The sequence below is a fragment of the Dactylosporangium fulvum genome, assembly GCF_025137375.1.
GTDB lineage: Bacteria > Actinomycetota > Actinomycetes > Mycobacteriales > Micromonosporaceae > Dactylosporangium > Dactylosporangium fulvum.
Genome location: NZ_CP073720.1, coordinates 5,903,105 through 5,921,087, shown reverse-complemented (window position 1 = coordinate 5,921,087; position 17,983 = coordinate 5,903,105). Strand labels below are relative to the sequence as shown.

Sequence of the window (17,983 nt, the reverse complement as noted above, 5' to 3'; positions counted from 1 at the left end):
GAACTCTGACCTGGGGACATCGTGAAAATTCGAGCTTTGGCAACGGTCGCGTGCATCGCGGCAACTCTGCTGCTCGTCACCGCGCCGGCAAAGGCCGCGCCACCCGACGGCTTCCAGACCTCACTCGTCGTCGGGGCGGGCCTGGACGGTCCGTCCGGATTCGAGGTCGCGCCGGACGGCCGCATCTTCATTCTCGAACGCACCGGTAAGATCAAGATATTCAAGGACGGGCGGCTGCTGCCGCAGCCCTTCGCCGAGCTTCCGTCCGAGGCGACGGGCGACCGGGGACTCATCGGCATCGCGTTCGACCCGGACTTCGGCACCGCGAACCACTACGTGTACTTCTACTACACCGGCCTGGACCTGCTGAACCACCTGGTCCGGTTCGACGCGTCCACAGATGTGGGCACGGACGGGCCGTACACGATCTTCCAGACCCAGTCGCTCTCCCAACACCTGCACGTCGGCGGCAGTATCCGGTTCGGGCCGGACGGGAAGCTGTACTTCGCGGTCGGCGACAACGGCTACTCGAGCAACGCCCAGGACCTGAGCAACCCGCACGGCAAGATTCTGCGCATCAACAAGGACGGCTCGATTCCGGCCGACAACCCGTTCTCCGGGCAGGCGGGCAAGGTCGGCGCGATCTGGGCGTACGGCTTCCGCAACCCGTGGCGCTTCCAGTTCGACAGCGCGACCGGGCGGCTCTACGGCGGCGACGTGGGCGACTTCACCTGGGAGGAGGTCAACCGCATCGTCAAGGGCGGCAACTACGGCTGGCCGCTCAAGGAGGGCAAGTGCACCGCCGACTGCGCCGGGTTCGTCGACCCGATCTACACCTACAACCATGACGGCGAGAGCGCCGCGGTCACCGGCGGGCCGGTCTACCACGGCACCATGTTCCCGGCCGGCTACCGGGGCAACCTGTTCTTCGGCGACTACGCGAAGGGTTTCATCCGGCGGGCCGAGCTCGACGGCAGCGGCAACGTCACCGCCGTGCACGACTTCGACACCAACGCCGGCAGCGTCGTCGACCTGAAAGAGGCACCCGACGGATCGCTGTACTACCTCAACTACTACCCGGGCGAACTGCGCCGCATCACGTACAACACCACCACGCATCTGCCGGTCGCCAACGCCACCGCCGACGTCACCAAGGGCCTCCAGCCGCTGACGGTGCACTTCTCCAGTGCGGGCAGCAGCGATCCGGACGGCGACACGCTCGCCTACCGGTGGGACTTCGGCGACGGCACCACGAGCACGGCGGCGAACCCGGCCAAGACGTACGCGAACATCGGTGTGTACACGGCCCAGCTGACCGTCTCGGACGGGCACGACGAGGTGCCGGCCAAGCCCATCGTGGTCCAGGTCGGGGTACCGCCGAAGGTGACCGTCGCCGTGCCGGCCGACGGCGCGCTCTACCGGGCCGGCGACACCATCACATACAACGCCTTCGCCACCGACGCCGCGGGCTTCGACCTCAACGACGGCGCGATCAAGACCGAGGTGCGGCTGCACCACCACACCCACTTCCACCCGTTCGTCGGGCCCCTCACCGGCCGGGCCGGGACGTTCACCATCCCGACGACCGGTGAGGCCTCGGCCGACACCTGGTACGAGATCATCGTGACGGCCACCGACACGAACGGGCTCTCCACCTCGAAGTCGATCAACATCTACCCGCGGAAGTCACACATCACCCTGCGCACCGAGCCGGCGGGCCTGGGCACGATGCTCGACGGCGTCCCGGTGGCGACGCCGCTCACCGTCGAGGGTGTGATCGGCTTCCAGCGCGAACTGGCGGCACCGCCGACCGCCGTCGCCGCCGACGGCACCGTCTACCACTTCACCGGGTGGTCCGACGGCAAGGCGATCCGGCACACGATCGCCACGCCGGAGGCCGACGCCACCTACACCGCGACGTACGCACCCTCGCCGGCGTTCAGCGGTGCCTACTTCGCCAACAAGAACCTGTCCGGCACCCCGGTGCTCACCCGGTCGGACCCGCAGGTCAACTTCGTCTGGGGGCCGAGCGCGCCCGACCCCGCCGTGCCGGCCGACGAGTTCTCCGTCCGCTGGACGAAGACGCAGTACTTCGCGGCGGGTCGCTACCGGTTCACCACGGTCAGCGACGACGGGATGCGGCTCTTCATCGACAACAAGCGTGTCATCGACCAGTGGCGCGGCCAGTCGGGCACGGCCTACACCTACGTCGGTGACCTCGGCGCGGGCAACCACACCATCGTGCTGGAGTACTTCGACGAGGGCGGCGACGCGCTCGCGAAACTCGACTGGGACACCACCACGGACCAGCCCGCCCAGTCGTTCCTCGCCAAGTACTGGAACACTCCCGGAGCCGGTTCGGCACCGGCCATGCCGACCGGCACCCCGACCGTGAGCCGGCAGGAGCCGGAGATCGACCACGACTGGGGCGCGGGCTCCCCGGCCGCCGGCGTCACCCCGGACCATTTTGTCGCCCGCTGGACCGGGACGCTGATCTTCACACAGGGGGAGTACGACTTCACCGTTACCGCGGACGACGGCGTGCGGCTCAGCGTCGACGGCGTGCGGGTCATCGACAAGTGGATCGACCAGGGCCCGACGAGCTACACCGCGCGGGTGCTGCTGGACAGCGGACCGCACAACATCGTCATGGACTACTACGACAACGGCGGCGACGCCATGGCCCGGCTGCGCTACCTGAAGGTCGGCGACGTGCAGGACTCGTCCGCCTACACCGCCGAGTTCTGGAACACCCCGACGGCGGCCGACTCGCCGCCGATACCGACCCGCGCGCCCGACCTCGTGCGTCAGGACACCTCGGTCAACTTCGACTGGGGCGGCGGCTCGCCGGACCCGGCGATCGCGCCCGACCACTTCGTCGCGCGGTGGACCCGCACCGACATGCTGCCCGCGGGCGTCTACCGGTTCAGCGGCGCCAGCGACGACGGCATCCGGGTGTTCGTCGACAACGTGCCGGTCGTCGACAGGTGGCAGAACCAGAACGCGCCGTACAGCGTCGACAAGGTCCTGCTGAGCGGCACCCACACGATCCGGGTCGAGTACTACGAGAACGGCGGCGGAGCGCTCGTCGGGTTCGACTACGAGCGGATCGGCGACGTCGTACCGCAGGACGGGTACACGGCCGAGTACTTCACCAACATGAACCTGGCCGGCGCTCCCGCGCTGACCCGCCAGGACGACACCGTCAACTTCGACTGGGGCGACGGGTCGCCCGACCCCGCCATCCCGGCCGACGGGTTCTCGGCGCGGTGGACCAGGTCGGCGCAGCTGGTCGCGGGCTACTACGCCTTCACCGTCACCGCGGACGACGGCGTGCGGCTGTTCGTCGACGGGGTGAAGGTGCTCGACAAGTGGGTGGACCAGGGGCCGACCCGGTATTCGGTGACCCGTGCGCTCGCCGAAGGGACGCACACGATCGTGCTGGAGTACTACGAGCACGGCGCCGGCGCCGTCGCGCGGATGGACGTCGTCAAGACCGACCAGCCGCCGCCACAAGCGGTCCCGTACGTCGCCGAGTACTTCACCAACCCGACGCTCACCGGGCCGGCCGTGCTCACCCGCAACGAGGACGAGATCGACGCCGACTGGGGTGCGGGGTCGCCGGATCCCTCGGTGCCGGCCGACGGCTTCTCGGCGCGGTGGACCAGGACCGTGCAGCTGGACGCCGGCACGTACAGGTTCAGCGCGACCGGCGACGACGGCATCCGGGTCAAGCTCGACGGCAACGTCGTCATCGACGGCTGGAGCGACCACGCGCCGACCACCTACACCGCCGACGTTCCGATCGCCGCCGGCCAGCACACGGTCGTCGTGGAGTACTACGAGAGCGGCGGCGGCGCCGCGGCCCGCTTCAGTCTCACCGGAGGACAACCGTGACCGCCCTCCCCGACGAGATGGAACCCGGCACCGACCTCAACCTTGCCCGGAGCATTCACGGGCTGCGTGAGCTGTGGCCGGACCAGTCCGCGCACATCGTGCTGACCCGGTGGCAGCGGGCGGCCCTCGTCATCGCCATGCTGGCGCTGGCGGCGGCGCTGCTGCAATGGACGATCGGGACGCTGCAGATCCTCATCGCCGGCATCACGGTGCTCTACGCCGGGGCGATCACCTTCCGGATCGCCCTGGTCTGGGCCGCCAGCCGGCGTGAGCACCGGGTGACGGTGACCGACGAGGAGGCGCGGGCCGTCGGCGACGACGACCTGCCGGTCTACACCGTTCTCGTCCCGGCCTACCGTGAGCCGCAGGTCATCGGGCTCCTCATGGACCACCTCGCGGCGCTGGAGTATCCGGCGGCGAAGCTCGACGTGCAACTGCTGCTCGAGGCCGACGACCAGGAGACCATCGCGGCCGCCCGGGCCGTGCTGCCCGGCCCGCACGTGAAACTCGTGATCGTGCCGCCGGCACACCCGCGGACCAAGCCGAAGGCCTGCAACTACGGCCTCCAGCTCGCCCGAGGCGAGCTGGTGACGATCTACGACGCCGAGGACCGGCCCGATCCGCTGCAGCTGCGCCGTGCCGCGGTCGCGTTCGACCGCCTCGGCCCCACCTACGTGTGCCTGCAGGCCGAGCTGGGGTACTTCAACACCGACCAGAACCGCATCACGCGGTGGTTCACGCTCGACTACGCGACCTGGTTCCGCTCGCTGCTGCCCGGTCTCGTCGCGCTCGGCATGCCCATCCCGCTCGGCGGCACCAGTAACCACCTGCGCATGGCGATCCTGCGCAGGCTGGGCGCCTGGGATCCCTTCAACGTCACCGAGGACGCCGACCTCGGCATCCGGCTGGCGCGGCTGGGCTACCGGGTGGGCGTGCTCGACTCGGTGACCCTCGAGGAGGCCAACTCCGACTTCATCAACTGGGTCAAGCAACGCAGCCGGTGGTACAAGGGGTATCTGCTGACCTGGCTCATCCACATGCGCGCGCCGATGCGGTCGACACGGCAGCTGACCTGGCGCGGTCTGTTGTGCCTCAACCTGTTCGTCGCCGGCACGCCGCTCACCGCGTTGCTCAACACCGTGTTCTGGGCGATGACGGCGCTGTGGTTCGTGGCCCGTCCGGCCACCGTGCAGACACTGTTCGACACGCCGTTCTACTACGTCGGCCTCGTCTGCCTGGTCTTCGGCAACGCCGTGGTGGTCTACCTCAACGTCCTGGCGGTCCACCAGATGGGCCGCCCGGACCTCCTCATGACCGCGCTGCTCTCGCCGGTGTACTGGGTGATGGCGAGCATCGCCGGGGCGAAGGCCGCCCTGCAGCTGTGCTTCAACCCGTCGTACTGGGAGAAGACGACACACGGGCTGCACCTGCCGGCGGCCCGTCAACCCGCGGAGCAGGCCCATGCCGACTGAGACCGCGCGCGTGCGGGTCCGGTTCACCGAGGGCCGGATCGTCTTCTTCGCGGCGCTGCTGTGCTACCTCGTTGTCGCCTGGTGGTTCTGGCACCGTCAGCTGATTCCCGGCGACTCGGCCAGCCGGGTCGCCAACGCCTACTACGTCCTGTTCAGCCGCGATCCGCACCTGGCCGCGGTCGGGTTCGTGTGGAACCCGCTGCCGTCCCTGCTGTTGCTGCCGGTGCTGCCGTTCAAGGCCGTCGTGCCGGCGCTGACCGCCGGCGGGTTGCTCGCCGCGCTGTCGTCGGCGCTGTTCATGGCCGGCACCGTCGTAGCCGGCAACGACACGTTCCGCCGGCTGGGCGTCTCCCGGCCGTCCCGTATCGTGCTCACCGTCCTGCTGGCGGCGCATCCGATGACCATGATCTACGCGGGCAACGGCATGAGCGAGGCCTGCTTCATGTTCTTCCTCGTCCTGTCGGCGCGTGCCCTGCTGCGCTGGCTCGCCGACGGGCGGTCGCAGTCCCTCGTCCCGCTCGGCCTGAGCCTCGGGCTCGCGTACGGCGCCCGCTACGAGGCACTCGCCCCGGGGCTCGCCGTGCCGGTCGTTGTCGGCGCGGTGAGCTGGTGGCGCGGCCGTGGCCGGGCGCGGTGGCGATATGCGACCGCGCAGGCCGACACCGTCCTGGTGGCCATGCCGGTCGTCCTGTCCGTGGCGGGATGGGCGATCGCCAGCAAGATCATCGTAGGCCAGTGGTTCGCGACGTTCTCGTCCTCGTACGGCAACGCGGCCCAGGTCGCGGCCAACGCGCGCGGGATCCACGCCGTCACCGGCGAGGCGTTCGGCGACCGGGTGGTGTACGCCCTCAACCAGCTGCTCGGGCTCCAGCCGGTGCTGCCGCTCCTGCTGGTCCTGACCGCGGTGGTCGCCCTGCGGCGGCGCGACCTGCGGATGCTCGCGCCCACCACCGTCTTCGGTGCGGTGCTCGCCTTCGGCAACGCCGCGTTCCTGACCGGAAACTCGTTCGGCTGGCTGCGGTTCCAGATCGCGGCGGTTCCGCTGACGGTCCTGCTCACCGCGATCCTGCTGGCCGGGCCGGCGCACCGTCCCGCGGCGGTGGGCGTCGCACCGGCCGACCGTGGCAGGCGCTCCCGGCTCACCCTGGCACCGCTGGCCGGCCTGCTCGTCGGGGCGCTGCGGGCGGCGCAACGCGGCAACGGGGTGCTCACGGCGAGCACCCGCGGCGGTGGGGTGCTCGCCGCGACCGCTGCCGAATCCGGGCCGGGATGGCGCGGCGGGCGCCGCCCGCGGCGGGTCACGGCCGTGGCCGCGCTGCTCGCCGCCGCGCTCGCGATGCCGGCGGCGACCGCCACCCTGCGCGTCCCGAGGCTCGCGCGCGAGGAATCGGAGTGGCTCACCGCCGCCGGCGCCGCCCGTACCGCCGGCCTGGCCCGGCTGCACGCACGTGTCGCTCGGGACCTCGACGCCATGGACCTGCCCGAAGGGTCGGTGATCACCGACTCCGCCTACGCGTTCGCGGTCATCCTGGCCAGCCGGAACCCGCGGCAGTTTGTCATCACCTCGGACCGCGACTTCGCGGACGCCCTTGCCGACCTGCGCGGCAACCGGGTGCGGTACCTGCTGCTCTCCGCGAGCGGCGCCGCGGACGCCGTCCGAACCGCCCACCACACCGGCGCCGGCACGGCGGTGACGCGCACGTGGGCCGACCAGTGGGGCGTGGTGCTCTGGACGCTGGTCCCGGTCACCGATGTCCCCTGAGCCGGGGGTGCCGCACCGGAAGGCTCAGGGGAGCACCGTGCGCCAGCGCAGCGGGGTCGACAGCACCATCGAGCTGGACGGCTGGCCGTAGGGGGCCAGCCTGTCGATCACGGACTCGAACTCCTCCATCGACCTCGTCGCGACCTTGAGGATGGAGCAGGCGTCGCCGGTCACCCGGTGGATCTCCAGCACCTCGGGCCAGTCGAGCACCTTGGGGTCGCGGAGCACGCAGTGCGGGCCGTAGCACGACATCCTGATCATGGCGACCACGTGCCGGCCGGCCTTGGCCAGGTCGACGTGCGCGTGGTAGCCGGTCAGGACCCCGGTGGTCTCCAGCCTGCGGACCCGCTCCGCCACGGCGGGCGGGGAGAGGTGCACCCGGCGGGACAGCTCGGAGTAGGACAGCCGGGCGTCGGCTTGCAGCTCGCGCAGGAGCGCCCAGTCCATGTCGTCCAACGGGCACCTTCCGATCGTAAGGTCGATCGCGTGAACGGCTTTCCGTTCCACAGGCGGTCAGCGTAACCGCCGTTGATCAGCTCTTCTCCGGCGGCGGGTTCCGGGACGACGATGGAGTGGTGAGCGGACCGAGACTGGATTTTCCCGATCAAGTGCCATATGAAGCATATGTCCACGCCGGCGCGCTGCACTCGCTGCAACAGCCGCTGAGCAAGGACCCGGGCGAGATGTCCTTCCTCATGGTCAGCCAGGTGATGGAGCTGTGGTTCGGGCTGTCCTGCCATGAGCTGCGCGAGGCCCAGCGGCTGCTGCGCGAGGACGACGTCTGGGGCGCCCTCGCACCGCTGCGCCGCACCAAGCTCCACCTCGAAGGGCTCGTCGCCGCCTGGAACGGGCTGCGCTGGATGACCCCGTCCGACTTCAACCGCTTCCGCGAGCTGCTCGGCGAGGCGTCGGGCTTCCAGTCGGCGATGTACCGCCACCTGGAGTTCCTGCTCGGGCTCAAGAGCGAGGCGCTGATCCGGCCGTTCAAGCGGCAGGCGGACCTCTACGACGAGCTGACCACCGCGCTGGCGGCGCCGAGCCTGTGGGACGACGTCACCGCCGTGCTCGCCCGCCGCGGCTTCGACATCCCGGCCGAGGTGCTCACCGCCGGCCATGCCGGCGAATACGTGCCGTCGCCCGCCGTCGAGCGGGCCTGGGTGGAGATCTACCGCGACGACCGGGCCGACAACCCGCTCTACGTGCTCGGCGAGGTGCTCGCCGACGTCGCCGAGGAGTTCGGCCTGTGGCGGTACAAGCACCTGACCGCCGTGCAGCGGACGATGGGCAACAAGATCGGCAGCGGCGGCTCGTCCGGCGCCGCCTGGCTGACCCGCAGCATGGGCAGGGTGGTCTTCCCGGAGCTGTGGTCCGCGCGGACGGTGATCTAGTGGTGTCCACGAAGGACATGGAGGACATGGAAGCCCGGGCCCACCGGCTCGACGCCGAGGACCCCGGCCACCGCGACCTGTTCCACGTTCCGCCCGCCGAGGGCGGCGACTACCCCGAGACCGCGTACCTCGCCGGCAACTCGCTGGGCCTGCAGCCGCGCGCCGTGCGTCACGAGCTCCTCGAGGAGCTCGACGCGTGGGCGCGCCTCGGCGTGGAGGGCCACCTGGAGGCCGACCGGCCGTGGCTGCCGTACCACGAACTGCTCCGCGAGCCGGCCGCCCGCCTGGTCGGCGCGCTGCCGGACGAGACGGTGGTGATGAACTCGCTGACCGTCAACCTGCACCTGCTGATGGTCTCGTTCTACCGCCCGGCCGGTGAACGCACGCTGATCGTCGTCGAGGACACGGCGTTTCCGTCGGACAGCTACGCCGTGCGCAGCCAGGCCGCCTTCCATGGCCTCGACCCGGACCTCACCGTCGTCCGCACCGACGACCCCCTCGCCACCATCCGCGAGCACGGGGACCGCATCGCGCTGGTGATGCTCGGCGGGGTCAACTACCTCACCGGTGAGCTGATGGACATCCCCGCGATCACCGCGGCGGGGCAGGCGGCCGGAGCGATCGTCGGATGGGACCTGGCGCACGCCGCCGGCAACGTGCCGCTGCGCCTGCACGAGTGGGGCGTCGACTTCGCCGCCTGGTGCTCGTACAAGTATCTCAACAGCGGGCCCGGGGCGGTCGCGGGCGCGTTTGTGCACGAGCGGCACACCGGCGCCGACCTGCCCCGGTTCGAGGGGTGGTGGAGCACCGAGCCGGCGACCCGGTTCGAGATGGCGCCCGTGTCCCGGCCGCCGAGGAGCGCCGACGCGTGGCAGGTGTCCAACCCGCCGATCCTCGCCATGAGCCCGGTGCGTGCCTCGCTTGAACTGTTCGACAAGGTGGGCATGACGGCCCTGCGGGAGCGCAGCGAACGGCTGACCGCGTTTCTGCAGTCGCTGCTCGATCCGACCGGCGTGGCGGTCGTGACGCCGCGCGACCCGGCGCGGCGCGGCTGCCAGCTGTCGTTGCGCGTCGGCGACGCCGGAGGACTGAGCAAGACCCTGCGGCATCGGTACGGGGTGATCGCCGACAGCCGCGAACCCGACATCCTGCGGCTGGCCCCGGTGCCGCTGTACTCGACGTATCACGACTGCTGGCGGGCAGCCGCCGCGATCGCACGCGAGGAGAAAGCATGACGGACGTCGCCGTGGTGGGTGCGGGTCTCACCGGCAGCCTGCTCGCCTGTTTCCTGGCCCGGCGCGGGCACACCGTGACGGTCTACGAGCGCCGTCCCGACCCCCGCACCGGCGGGGCCGAGCGGGGCCGGTCGATCAACCTGGCGCTGTCCGAGCGGGGTCTCGACGCCCTGCGCCGGCTCGGCCTGGCCGACCGGGTGCTCGTCGACGCGCTGCCCATGCGCGGCCGGATGATCCACCCGGTGGCCGGCGACCTGGACTTCCAGCAGTACAGCCTCGACGGGCAGCGGGCGATCAACTCGATCAGCCGGGGAGCGCTCAACAACGCGCTGCTCGACGCGGCCGCCGCCACCGCCGGGGTGAAGGTCCTCTTCGAGCACCGGCTGACCGGGCTCGACCCGCTGGTCTTCGCGACGCCCTCCGGCGAGGTGAAGGCGACCGCCGAGGTGGTCATCGGCGCCGACGGCGCGGGCAGCGCGGTGCGCGGGCAGCTGCTCGGCATGGGGCTGCTCGACGAGTCGGTCGACTTCCTCGACTACGGCTACAAGGAGCTGACGATCGCGCCGGGCCCGGACGGCGACTTCGCCATGGACCCCGGTGCCCTGCACATCTGGCCGCGCGGCACGTCGATGATGATCGCGCTGCCCAACCCCGACAAGACGTTCACCTGTACGCTCTTCTGGCCCAACGGCGGCACGTCGAGCTTCGCGTCGCTGGGCAGCCCGGCCGCGATCGAGCGGCACTTCGCGACGGTCTATCCGGACGTCGTGCCACTCATGCCCGACCTCGTCGACGACTACCGGCTCAACCCGGTCGGCCTGCTCGGCACGGTCCACTGCGGACCATGGCAGGCGGTCACGCCGGGCGGGCCGGTCGGGCTGATCGGCGACGCGGCGCACGCGATCGTCCCGTTCTACGGGCAGGGCGCCAACTGCGGCTTCGAGGACTGCGTCGTGCTCGACCGGGTGCTCGACGAGGCCGGCGACGACTTCGCCGAGGCGCTGCCGCTCTTCGAGGCGCGCCGCCGCGACGACGTCGAGGCGATCGCGGCCATGGCCCTGGCCAACTTCGTGGAGATGCGGGACAAGGTGGCCTCGCCGGTGTTCCAGCTCGGCAAGAGGATCGAGCACGCGCTGGAGCGGGCACTGCCCGGCCGGTACGTCTCCCGCTACGAACTCGTGTCGTTCAGCACCACGCCCTACGCGCAGGTCCGTGACCGGGTGCGGCGCCAGCACCAGGTGCTCGGGGCCGTCGGGCTCCTCGCCCTCGGCGCGATCGGGGCCGCGATCGTGAGGTGGCGGCGATGACGCTCCAGCACTTCATCGGCGGGCGGTTCGTCGCCACCGCCTCGACGTTTCCGAAGCTGAGCCCGGTCACCGGCGACCTGGTGACCGACGTGTGCGAGGCCGATGCGTCCACGGTGGACGCGGCGGTGGCGGCGGCGCGGGCAGCCGTGCGCGGCCCGTGGGGGCGCACGAGCGAGCAGGAGCGTGCCGCGGTGCTCCGCCGGATCGCCGACGAGCTGGAGCGGCGCTTCGACGACCTGGTGGCCGCCGAGGTCGCCGACACCGGCAAGCCGGTCGGCCAGGCCCGCACGCTCGACATCCCGCGCGGGGCGGCCAACTTCCGCGCGTTCGCCGACATCGTCGCCGCGACGCCGACGGAGTCGTTCACCACGGTCACCGCGGCCGGTGGGCGCGCCCTCAACTACGCGGTGCGCAAACCGGTCGGCGTCGTCGCGATCGTCGTGCCGTGGAACCTGCCGCTGCTCCTGCTGACCTGGAAGGTGGCGCCGGCGCTCGCGTGCGGCAACGCGGTCGTGGTGAAGCCGTCGGAGGAGACGCCGTCCTCGGCGACGCTGCTCGCCGAGGTGATGGCCGCGGCCGGGGTGCCGGACGGGGTCTTCAACCTCGTGCACGGCTTCGGCCCCGGCTCGGCGGGGGAGTTCCTGACCCGCCACCCGGGCGTCGACGCCATCACGTTCACGGGCGAGTCGGCGACCGGCTCGGCGATCATGCGGGCCGCCGCCGACGGGGTGAAGGCGGTCTCGTTCGAGCTCGGCGGCAAGAACGCCGGGCTGGTCTTCGCCGACAGCGACCTCGACGCGGCCGTCGCCGGGTCGGTCCGCTCCAGCTTCACCAACGGCGGCCAGGTGTGCCTGTGCACCGAGCGGCTCTACGTGCAGCGGCCGGTCTTCGACGAGTTCGTCACCCGGCTCGGCAAGGCGGCGTCCGAGCTGGCCTGGGGATGGCCGCAGGACGCCGGCACCGGCACGATGCCGCTGATCTCGAAGCAGCACCGCGAGAAGGTGCTCGGCTACTACGACCTCGCCCGCGCCGAGGGCGCCACGGTGGTGACCGGGGGCGGGACGCCGACGTTCGACGACGCCCGCGACGGCGGCGCCTACGTCCAGCCGACCGTGCTCGTCGGGTTGCCGGCCGATGCCCGTACCAACCGTGAGGAGATCTTCGGACCGGTCTGCCACGTCGCGCCGTTCGACACCGAGGAGGAGGCGTTCGCACTGGCCAACGACAGCGACTACGGCCTCGCCGCCACGGTGTGGACCCGCGACGTCGGCCGGGCGCACCGGGCCGGCCTCACCCTCGACGCCGGGCTGGTCTGGGTCAACACCTGGTTCCTGCGCGACCTGCGGTCACCGTTCGGCGGGGTCAAGGCCTCGGGCGTCGGCCGCGAGGGCGGCGTGCACTCGCTCGCGTTCTATTCCGAGCTCACCAACGTCTGTGTGGACTTGACATGACCGACATCCAGAAAGCGGCGGAGGCGTTGCTCTCCGCCTACGACACGGGCACGCCGATCGCGCCGCTGCGCGGGACGGTGCTGCCGGAGGGGGACGTCGCGACGGCGTACGCCGTGCAGCGGGCCCAGGCCGAGCGGTGGGAGGCGGCCGGGAGGCGGCAGGTCGGCGCGAAGATCGGCCTGACCTCCCCGGCGGTCCAGGGCATGTTCGGCGTCTTCCAGCCCGACTTCGGTGTCCTCTACGCCGACATGGCCGTGCCCGACGGTGCCCCGATCCCGCTCGGCCGGCTGCTCCAGCCACGGGTCGAGGTCGAGGTCGCGTTCGTGCTCGGCCGTGACCTGCCCCACGAGCAGGTCACCGTCGTCGACGTCATCCGCGCCACCGACCACCTGCTCCCGGCGATCGAGGTCGTCGACTCGCGGATCGCCGGCTGGGACATCTCCATCGTGGACACGGTGGCGGACAACGCGTCCAGCGGCCTGTTCGTGCTCGGCACCGAGCCGCGCCGCCTGGCGGACGTCGACCTGCGGCTGTGCGGCGCGGTCCTGGAGCACCAGGGCGAGCCGGTGTCGGTCGGCGCGGGCGCGGCCTGCCTCGGCAACCCGGTGCACGCGGTCGCCTGGCTGGCGACCACGCTCGCCGCCGCCGGCCGCCCGTTGCGCGCCGGTGACCTGGTGCTGTCCGGTGCGCTCGGCCCGATGGTCCCGGTGCCGGTGACGGCCGCGGGACCCGTGTACGAGGCGCGGATCTCCGGGCTCGGATCCGTCCGCGCCGTTTTTGAAGGGAAAGCTTCGTGACCGTGGGAGTGGCGGTCATCGGGTCGGGCAACATCGGCACCGACCTGATGATCAAGGTGTTGCGGCTGTCCGAGTCGCTCGACATGGTCGCGCTGGCCGGCATCGACCCGGACTCCGACGGGCTCGCCCGGGCGCGGCGGCTCGGGGTCACCACGACAGCCGAAGGCGTCGACGGACTGGTCGCGCTGCCGGAGTTCGCCGACGTGCGGATCGTCTTCGACGCGACGAGCGCCGGGGCGCACCGGCACAACAACGAGGTCCTGCAGGCGCACGGCCGCCGGGTCGTCGACCTCACGCCGGCCGCGATCGGGCCGTACGTCGTCCCGCCGGTCAACCTCGACGAGCACCTGGGCGCGCCGAACGTCAACCTCGTGACGTGCGGCGGGCAGGCGACGGTGCCGATCGTCGCGGCGGTCGGGGCGGTGAGCCCGGTCGCCTACGCCGAGATCGTCGCCTCCATCGCCTCGCGGTCGGCCGGCCCGGGCACCCGGGCGAACATCGACGAGTTCACCGTCACGACCGCCCGAGCGCTGGAGGTCGTCGGCGGGGCGGCCCGGGGCAAGGCGATCATCGTGCTGAACCCGGCCGAGCCGCCGCTGCTGATGCGCGACACGGTCTACTGCGTGTGCCCGGACCGCGACGCCGACCGTATCGCCATCGCGGCATCCGTCGAGGCGATGGTCAAGACGGTCAGCGGCTACGTGCCCGGCTACCGCCTGAAGCAGGAGGTCCAGTTCTCGGCCGACCCGCAGGGGCTGCTCGTCACCGTGTTCCTCGAGGTGTCGGGCGCCGGCCACTACCTGCCGGCCTACGCCGGGAACCTCGACATCATGACCTCGGCCGCGCTCCAGGTGGCGGAAAGGATGGCAGCATGAGCCTGTACATCCAGGACGTGACCCTGCGCGACGGCATGCACGCCATCGCGCACCAGTACACGGTCGACCAGGTGCGCACCATCACCGCCGCCCTCGACGCGGCCGGGGTCGACGCCATCGAGGTCGCGCACGGCGACGGCCTCGCCGGTTCGAGTGTCAACTACGGCCGGGGCGCCGCGACCGACGCCGAGTGGATCGCCGCGGCCGCCGAGGCGATCACCAACGCGAAGCTCACGACGCTGCTGCTGCCCGGCATCGGCACCATCGCCGACCTCCGGACCGCCCGCGACCTCGGGGTCACCAGCGTGCGGATCGCCACCCACTGCACGGAGGCCGACATCGCCGCCCAGCACATCGGCTGGGCGCGGGAGAACGGCATGGACGTCTCCGGCTTCCTCATGATGTCGCACATGAACCCGCCGGCCGCGCTCGCCCAGCAGGCCAAGCTGATGGAGTCGTACGGGGCGCACTGCGTCTACGTCACCGACTCCGGCGGCCGGCTGCTCATGAACGACGTCGCGGAGCGGGTCGACGCCTACCGTCAGGTGCTCGACCCGGGCACCCAGATCGGTATCCACGCCCACCACAACCTGTCGTTCGGGGTCGCCAACAGCGTCGTCGCCGTCGAGCACGGCACCACGCGGGTCGACGCCTCCCTCGCCGGGCAGGGCGCCGGCGCCGGGAACGCCCCGCTCGAGGTGTTCGTGGCGGTCGCCGACCTGATGGGCTGGGAGCACGGCTGTGACACCTTCGCGCTGATGGACGCCGCCGAGGACCTGGTGCGGCCGTTGCAGGACCGGCCGGTGCGGGTCGACCGGGAGACGCTCTCGCTGGGCTACGCCGGGGTCTACTCCAGCTTCCTGCGGCACGCCGAGCGCGCGTCGGAGCGCTTCGGCGTCGACGTGCGCGACATCCTCGTGGAGCTGGGCCGGCGCCGGATGGTCGGCGGCCAGGAGGACATGATCGTCGATGTCGCCCTCGATCTCGTGAAGGAACGCGCATGACCCTGGCTGAGCAACTCGATCAGGCCGAACGGACCCGCACGGCGATCCCGCAGGTGGTCTCGCGGAGCGGTGCCGACGCCGACGCGGCGTACCGCATCCAGGAGGCCCTGGTGGCCCGGCGGGTGAGCCGCGGCGAGCGGCTCGTCGGCCTCAAGCTGGGCCTGACCAGCCGGGCCAAGATGGCGCAGGTCGGCGTTGACCAGGTGATCTGGGGCCGGCTCACCGACGCGATGCGGATCGACGACGGCGGCACGGTCGACACCGGCCGGTACATCCACCCGCGGGTCGAGCCCGAGGTGGCGTTCCGTCTCGACGCGACCGGCGCGGCGACCGCGGTCGCGCCCGCGCTGGAGGTGATCGACTCCCGTTACGCCGACTTCAAGTTCACGCTGCCCGACGTGATCGCCGACAACACCTCGGCGGCCGGCTTCGTGATCGGCGCGTGGCAGCCGCTGCCGCCCGGCGTGGACAACCTGGGTGTGCTGCTGGAGGTCGACGGGCGGGTGGTCCAGATCGGGTCCACGGCCGCCATCCTGGGCGACCCCCGCCGGGCCGTCACGGCCGCGGCCACCCTGGCCGCTTCGGCCGGGGTGCCGGTCGAGGACGGCTGGGTGCTGCTCGCCGGCGCCGCGACGGCGGCGGTGCCGCTGACGCCCGGGGCGCACGTGCGCGCGGTCGTCGAGGGCCTGGGCACCGCGGCGCTGCGGGCGGCGTCATGATCGTCGAGGGCGCGGCCCGGCCGCGCGGCCGGTTCCCGCACGTGAAGGTCGCCGGCGGGTTCGCCTTTGTGTCCGGTACGTCGTCGCGCCGGCCCGACAACACCATCGCCGGTGCGTCCGTCGACGCGCTCGGCACGACGAACCTCGACATCCGCGAGCAGACCCGCGCGGTGCTGCGGAACATCAGCGACATCCTCGCCGCCGTCGGCGCGTCGCTGGGCGACCTGGTGCAGGTGACGACGTACCTGGTCAACATGAACGACTTCGGCGGCTACAACGAGGTCTACGCCGAGTTCTTCGACGAGACCGGGCCGGCCCGCACGACCGTCGCCGTGCATCAGCTGCCGCACCCGCACCTACTGATCGAGATCCAGGCCGTCGCGCTGATCCCCCATGGAGGTGGAGATGACTGACATGTCGCCGGTGAGCTTCCCCGACTGGCTCGCCGAGAACCAGCACCTGCTCAAGCCGCCCGTCGGCAACAAGCAGCTGTTCCCGACCGGGTCGGACTTCATCGTGATGGTCGTCGGCGGGCCGAACCAGCGCACCGACTTTCACGTCGACCCGTACGAGGAGTTCTTCTACCAGATCAAGGGCAACATGCACCTCAACGTCATCACGCCCGACGGCCCCGACACGGTGCACATCAAGGAGGGCGGGATGTGGCTGCTGCCCGGCGACATGCCCCACTCGCCGCAGCGTGAGGCGGGCTCGATCGGCATCGTGGTCGAGCGGGTGCGCGAGGAAGGGACGCTGGAGAAGTTCCAGTGGTACTGCCCGTCGTGCGGCAACAAGCTGCACGAGGTGGAGCTGCAGGTGCGTGACATCGTGGTGGACCTGCCCCCGGTGTTCCAGGCGTTCTACGACGACGAGAAGGCGCGTACCTGCACCGAGTGCGGCACCGTGCACCCGGGCAAAGAATGAGGATCGACGTCCATACCCATCTGGTGCCGTACGGCTGGCCGGATCTCGCGGCCGAGTGCGGCGGCACCGGATGGCCGTGGCTGCGCATCGACTCCGAACGCGAGGCCATGATCATGGTCGGCTCGACGGAGTTCCGGCCGATCGGTCCGGCCTGCTGGGACGCGCCGACCCGGCTCGCGGACATGACCGCCGACGGCGTGGACCTTCAGGTGATCTCCCCGACGCCGGTGTTCTTCTCGTACGACCGCCCGGCCGACCAGGCGGTCAAGGTTGCCCGGATCTTCAACGACCTCACGCTGAAGCTGGCCGCCGAGGGCGAGGACCGGTTTGTGCCGTTCTGCCAGGTGCCGCTCCAGGACCCGGACGCGGCGTGCGCCGAGCTTGACCGCTGCCTGGCCAACGGCCACGTCGGCGTCGAGATCGGGAACCACGTCGGCGACCGCGACCTCGACGATCCGGGTATCGTGTCGTTCCTCCAGCACTGCGCGTCGGTCGGCGCGCCGGTCTTCGTGCACCCCTGGGACATGCCGGCCGGCCCGCGACTGGACCGCTGGATGGCCCGCTGGCTGACCGGCATGCCGGCGGAGACCCACCTGTCGGTACTGGCGATGATCCTCGGCGGCGTGTTCGACGCGGTACCGCCGAGCCTGCGGATCTGCTTCGCCCATGGCGGCGGCAGCTTCGCGTTCTGGCTCGGCCGGGCCGAGAACGCCTGGCGCCGGCGCGGGGACGTGGTCCGGGGCCGGTCCGAGCATCCGCCGTCGCACTACGTCGACCGCTTCTCGGTCGACTCGGTCGTGTTCGACCCGGCCGCCCTGCGGCTGCTGGTCGACACCCTCGGCGAGGACCGGGTGATGGTCGGTAGCGACTATCCGTACCCGCTGGGCGAGCGCCCGGTCGGCGCGGTGGTCGACACGGCGGACTTCCTGACCGACGCCCAGCGCGCGAAGCTGCTGGGCGCCAACGCCGTGCGTTTCCTGGGCCGCTGACCGCCACGTCCGTCCCACCGGCAACACCCACACCACACGAAGCTGCGCGACGGACGTCGCGCAGCTTCGTGTTTCGTGCTTGTGAAACAACGTGAACAAATCTGATCTCCGGCATCCGCCACACGTCTCGATACGGCCGCAGTGAGCTGTAACTTTGCTGTTC

15 protein-coding genes are annotated in these 17,983 nt (G+C 71.2%); 14 read left to right on the top strand and 1 reads right to left on the bottom strand.

The features are described from left to right. The first annotated feature begins 36 nt into the window (after nt 1–36). The 3 genes from Dfulv_RS27770 to Dfulv_RS27760 are packed head-to-tail and all read left to right on the top strand — an operon-like array spanning nt 37 to nt 7,131. Complete coding sequence (locus Dfulv_RS27770) at nt 37–3,897, top strand: PA14 domain-containing protein (protein ID WP_259856426.1); 3,861 nt, start codon at nt 37–39, stop codon at nt 3,895–3,897. Next, nucleotides 3,894–5,369 (top strand): glycosyltransferase family 2 protein, encoded by a 1,476-nt coding sequence (locus Dfulv_RS27765; RefSeq protein WP_259856425.1) that lies wholly within the window; start codon nt 3,894–3,896, stop codon nt 5,367–5,369. Before Dfulv_RS27770 ends, Dfulv_RS27765 begins: the two co-directional genes overlap by 4 nt. Then, nucleotides 5,359–7,131: a hypothetical protein gene (locus Dfulv_RS27760; protein ID WP_259856424.1), complete on the top strand. Its 1,773-nt coding sequence runs from the start codon at nt 5,359–5,361 to the stop codon at nt 7,129–7,131. The genes Dfulv_RS27765 and Dfulv_RS27760 overlap by 11 nt, the downstream gene beginning before the upstream one ends. A 24-nt stretch (nt 7,132–7,155) precedes the next feature. Here Dfulv_RS27760 and Dfulv_RS27755 read toward each other — a convergent pair whose 3' ends face one another. Then, the gene (locus tag Dfulv_RS27755; protein WP_259856423.1) at nt 7,156–7,587 is read right to left on the bottom strand and encodes an Lrp/AsnC family transcriptional regulator; all 432 of its coding nucleotides are present in this window, start codon (nt 7,585–7,587) and stop codon (nt 7,156–7,158) included. A gap of 116 nt (nt 7,588–7,703) precedes the next feature. Here Dfulv_RS27755 and Dfulv_RS27750 point away from each other — a divergent pair, with 116 nt between their 5' ends. Genes Dfulv_RS27750 through Dfulv_RS27700 form a run of 11 tightly spaced genes read left to right on the top strand, consistent with a single transcriptional unit; the run spans nt 7,704 to nt 17,820 of the window. Continuing rightward, nucleotides 7,704–8,519 (top strand): tryptophan 2,3-dioxygenase, encoded by an 816-nt coding sequence (locus tag Dfulv_RS27750; RefSeq protein WP_259856421.1) that lies wholly within the window; start codon nt 7,704–7,706, stop codon nt 8,517–8,519. A 2-nt stretch (nt 8,520–8,521) separates the two neighbouring features. Continuing rightward, nucleotides 8,522–9,754, top strand: coding sequence for a kynureninase (kynU, locus tag Dfulv_RS27745; protein ID WP_406567840.1), 1,233 nt, complete (start codon nt 8,522–8,524; stop codon nt 9,752–9,754). Beyond that, complete coding sequence (locus tag Dfulv_RS27740) at nt 9,751–11,061, top strand: FAD-dependent oxidoreductase (protein ID WP_259856419.1); 1,311 nt, start codon at nt 9,751–9,753, stop codon at nt 11,059–11,061. Before kynU ends, Dfulv_RS27740 begins: the two co-directional genes overlap by 4 nt. Then, on the top strand, nt 11,058–12,512 hold the full coding sequence (locus Dfulv_RS27735) for a 2-hydroxymuconic semialdehyde dehydrogenase (protein ID WP_259856417.1): 1,455 nt from the start codon (nt 11,058–11,060) through the stop codon (nt 12,510–12,512). The genes Dfulv_RS27740 and Dfulv_RS27735 overlap by 4 nt, the downstream gene beginning before the upstream one ends. Continuing rightward, nucleotides 12,509–13,309: a 2-keto-4-pentenoate hydratase gene (locus Dfulv_RS27730; protein WP_259856415.1), complete on the top strand. Its 801-nt coding sequence runs from the start codon at nt 12,509–12,511 to the stop codon at nt 13,307–13,309. The genes Dfulv_RS27735 and Dfulv_RS27730 overlap by 4 nt, the downstream gene beginning before the upstream one ends. Beyond that, a complete protein-coding gene (locus Dfulv_RS27725) occupies nt 13,306–14,184 on the top strand; it encodes an acetaldehyde dehydrogenase (acetylating) (RefSeq protein WP_259856413.1) in 879 nt (292 codons plus the stop codon). Before Dfulv_RS27730 ends, Dfulv_RS27725 begins: the two co-directional genes overlap by 4 nt. Further along, on the top strand, nt 14,181–15,188 hold the full coding sequence (gene dmpG, locus Dfulv_RS27720) for a 4-hydroxy-2-oxovalerate aldolase (protein ID WP_259856411.1): 1,008 nt from the start codon (nt 14,181–14,183) through the stop codon (nt 15,186–15,188). Before Dfulv_RS27725 ends, dmpG begins: the two co-directional genes overlap by 4 nt. Then, the gene (locus Dfulv_RS27715) at nt 15,185–15,907 is read left to right on the top strand and encodes a 2-keto-4-pentenoate hydratase (RefSeq protein ID WP_259856409.1); all 723 of its coding nucleotides are present in this window, start codon (nt 15,185–15,187) and stop codon (nt 15,905–15,907) included. Before dmpG ends, Dfulv_RS27715 begins: the two co-directional genes overlap by 4 nt. After that, the gene (locus Dfulv_RS27710; protein ID WP_259856407.1) at nt 15,904–16,320 is read left to right on the top strand and encodes a RidA family protein; all 417 of its coding nucleotides are present in this window, start codon (nt 15,904–15,906) and stop codon (nt 16,318–16,320) included. Before Dfulv_RS27715 ends, Dfulv_RS27710 begins: the two co-directional genes overlap by 4 nt. Continuing rightward, complete coding sequence (locus tag Dfulv_RS27705; protein ID WP_259856405.1) at nt 16,313–16,831, top strand: 3-hydroxyanthranilate 3,4-dioxygenase; 519 nt, start codon at nt 16,313–16,315, stop codon at nt 16,829–16,831. The genes Dfulv_RS27710 and Dfulv_RS27705 overlap by 8 nt, the downstream gene beginning before the upstream one ends. Next, nucleotides 16,828–17,820 (top strand): amidohydrolase family protein, encoded by a 993-nt coding sequence (locus Dfulv_RS27700; RefSeq protein ID WP_259856403.1) that lies wholly within the window; start codon nt 16,828–16,830, stop codon nt 17,818–17,820. The genes Dfulv_RS27705 and Dfulv_RS27700 overlap by 4 nt, the downstream gene beginning before the upstream one ends. Nucleotides 17,821–17,983: the final 163 nt, after the last annotated feature.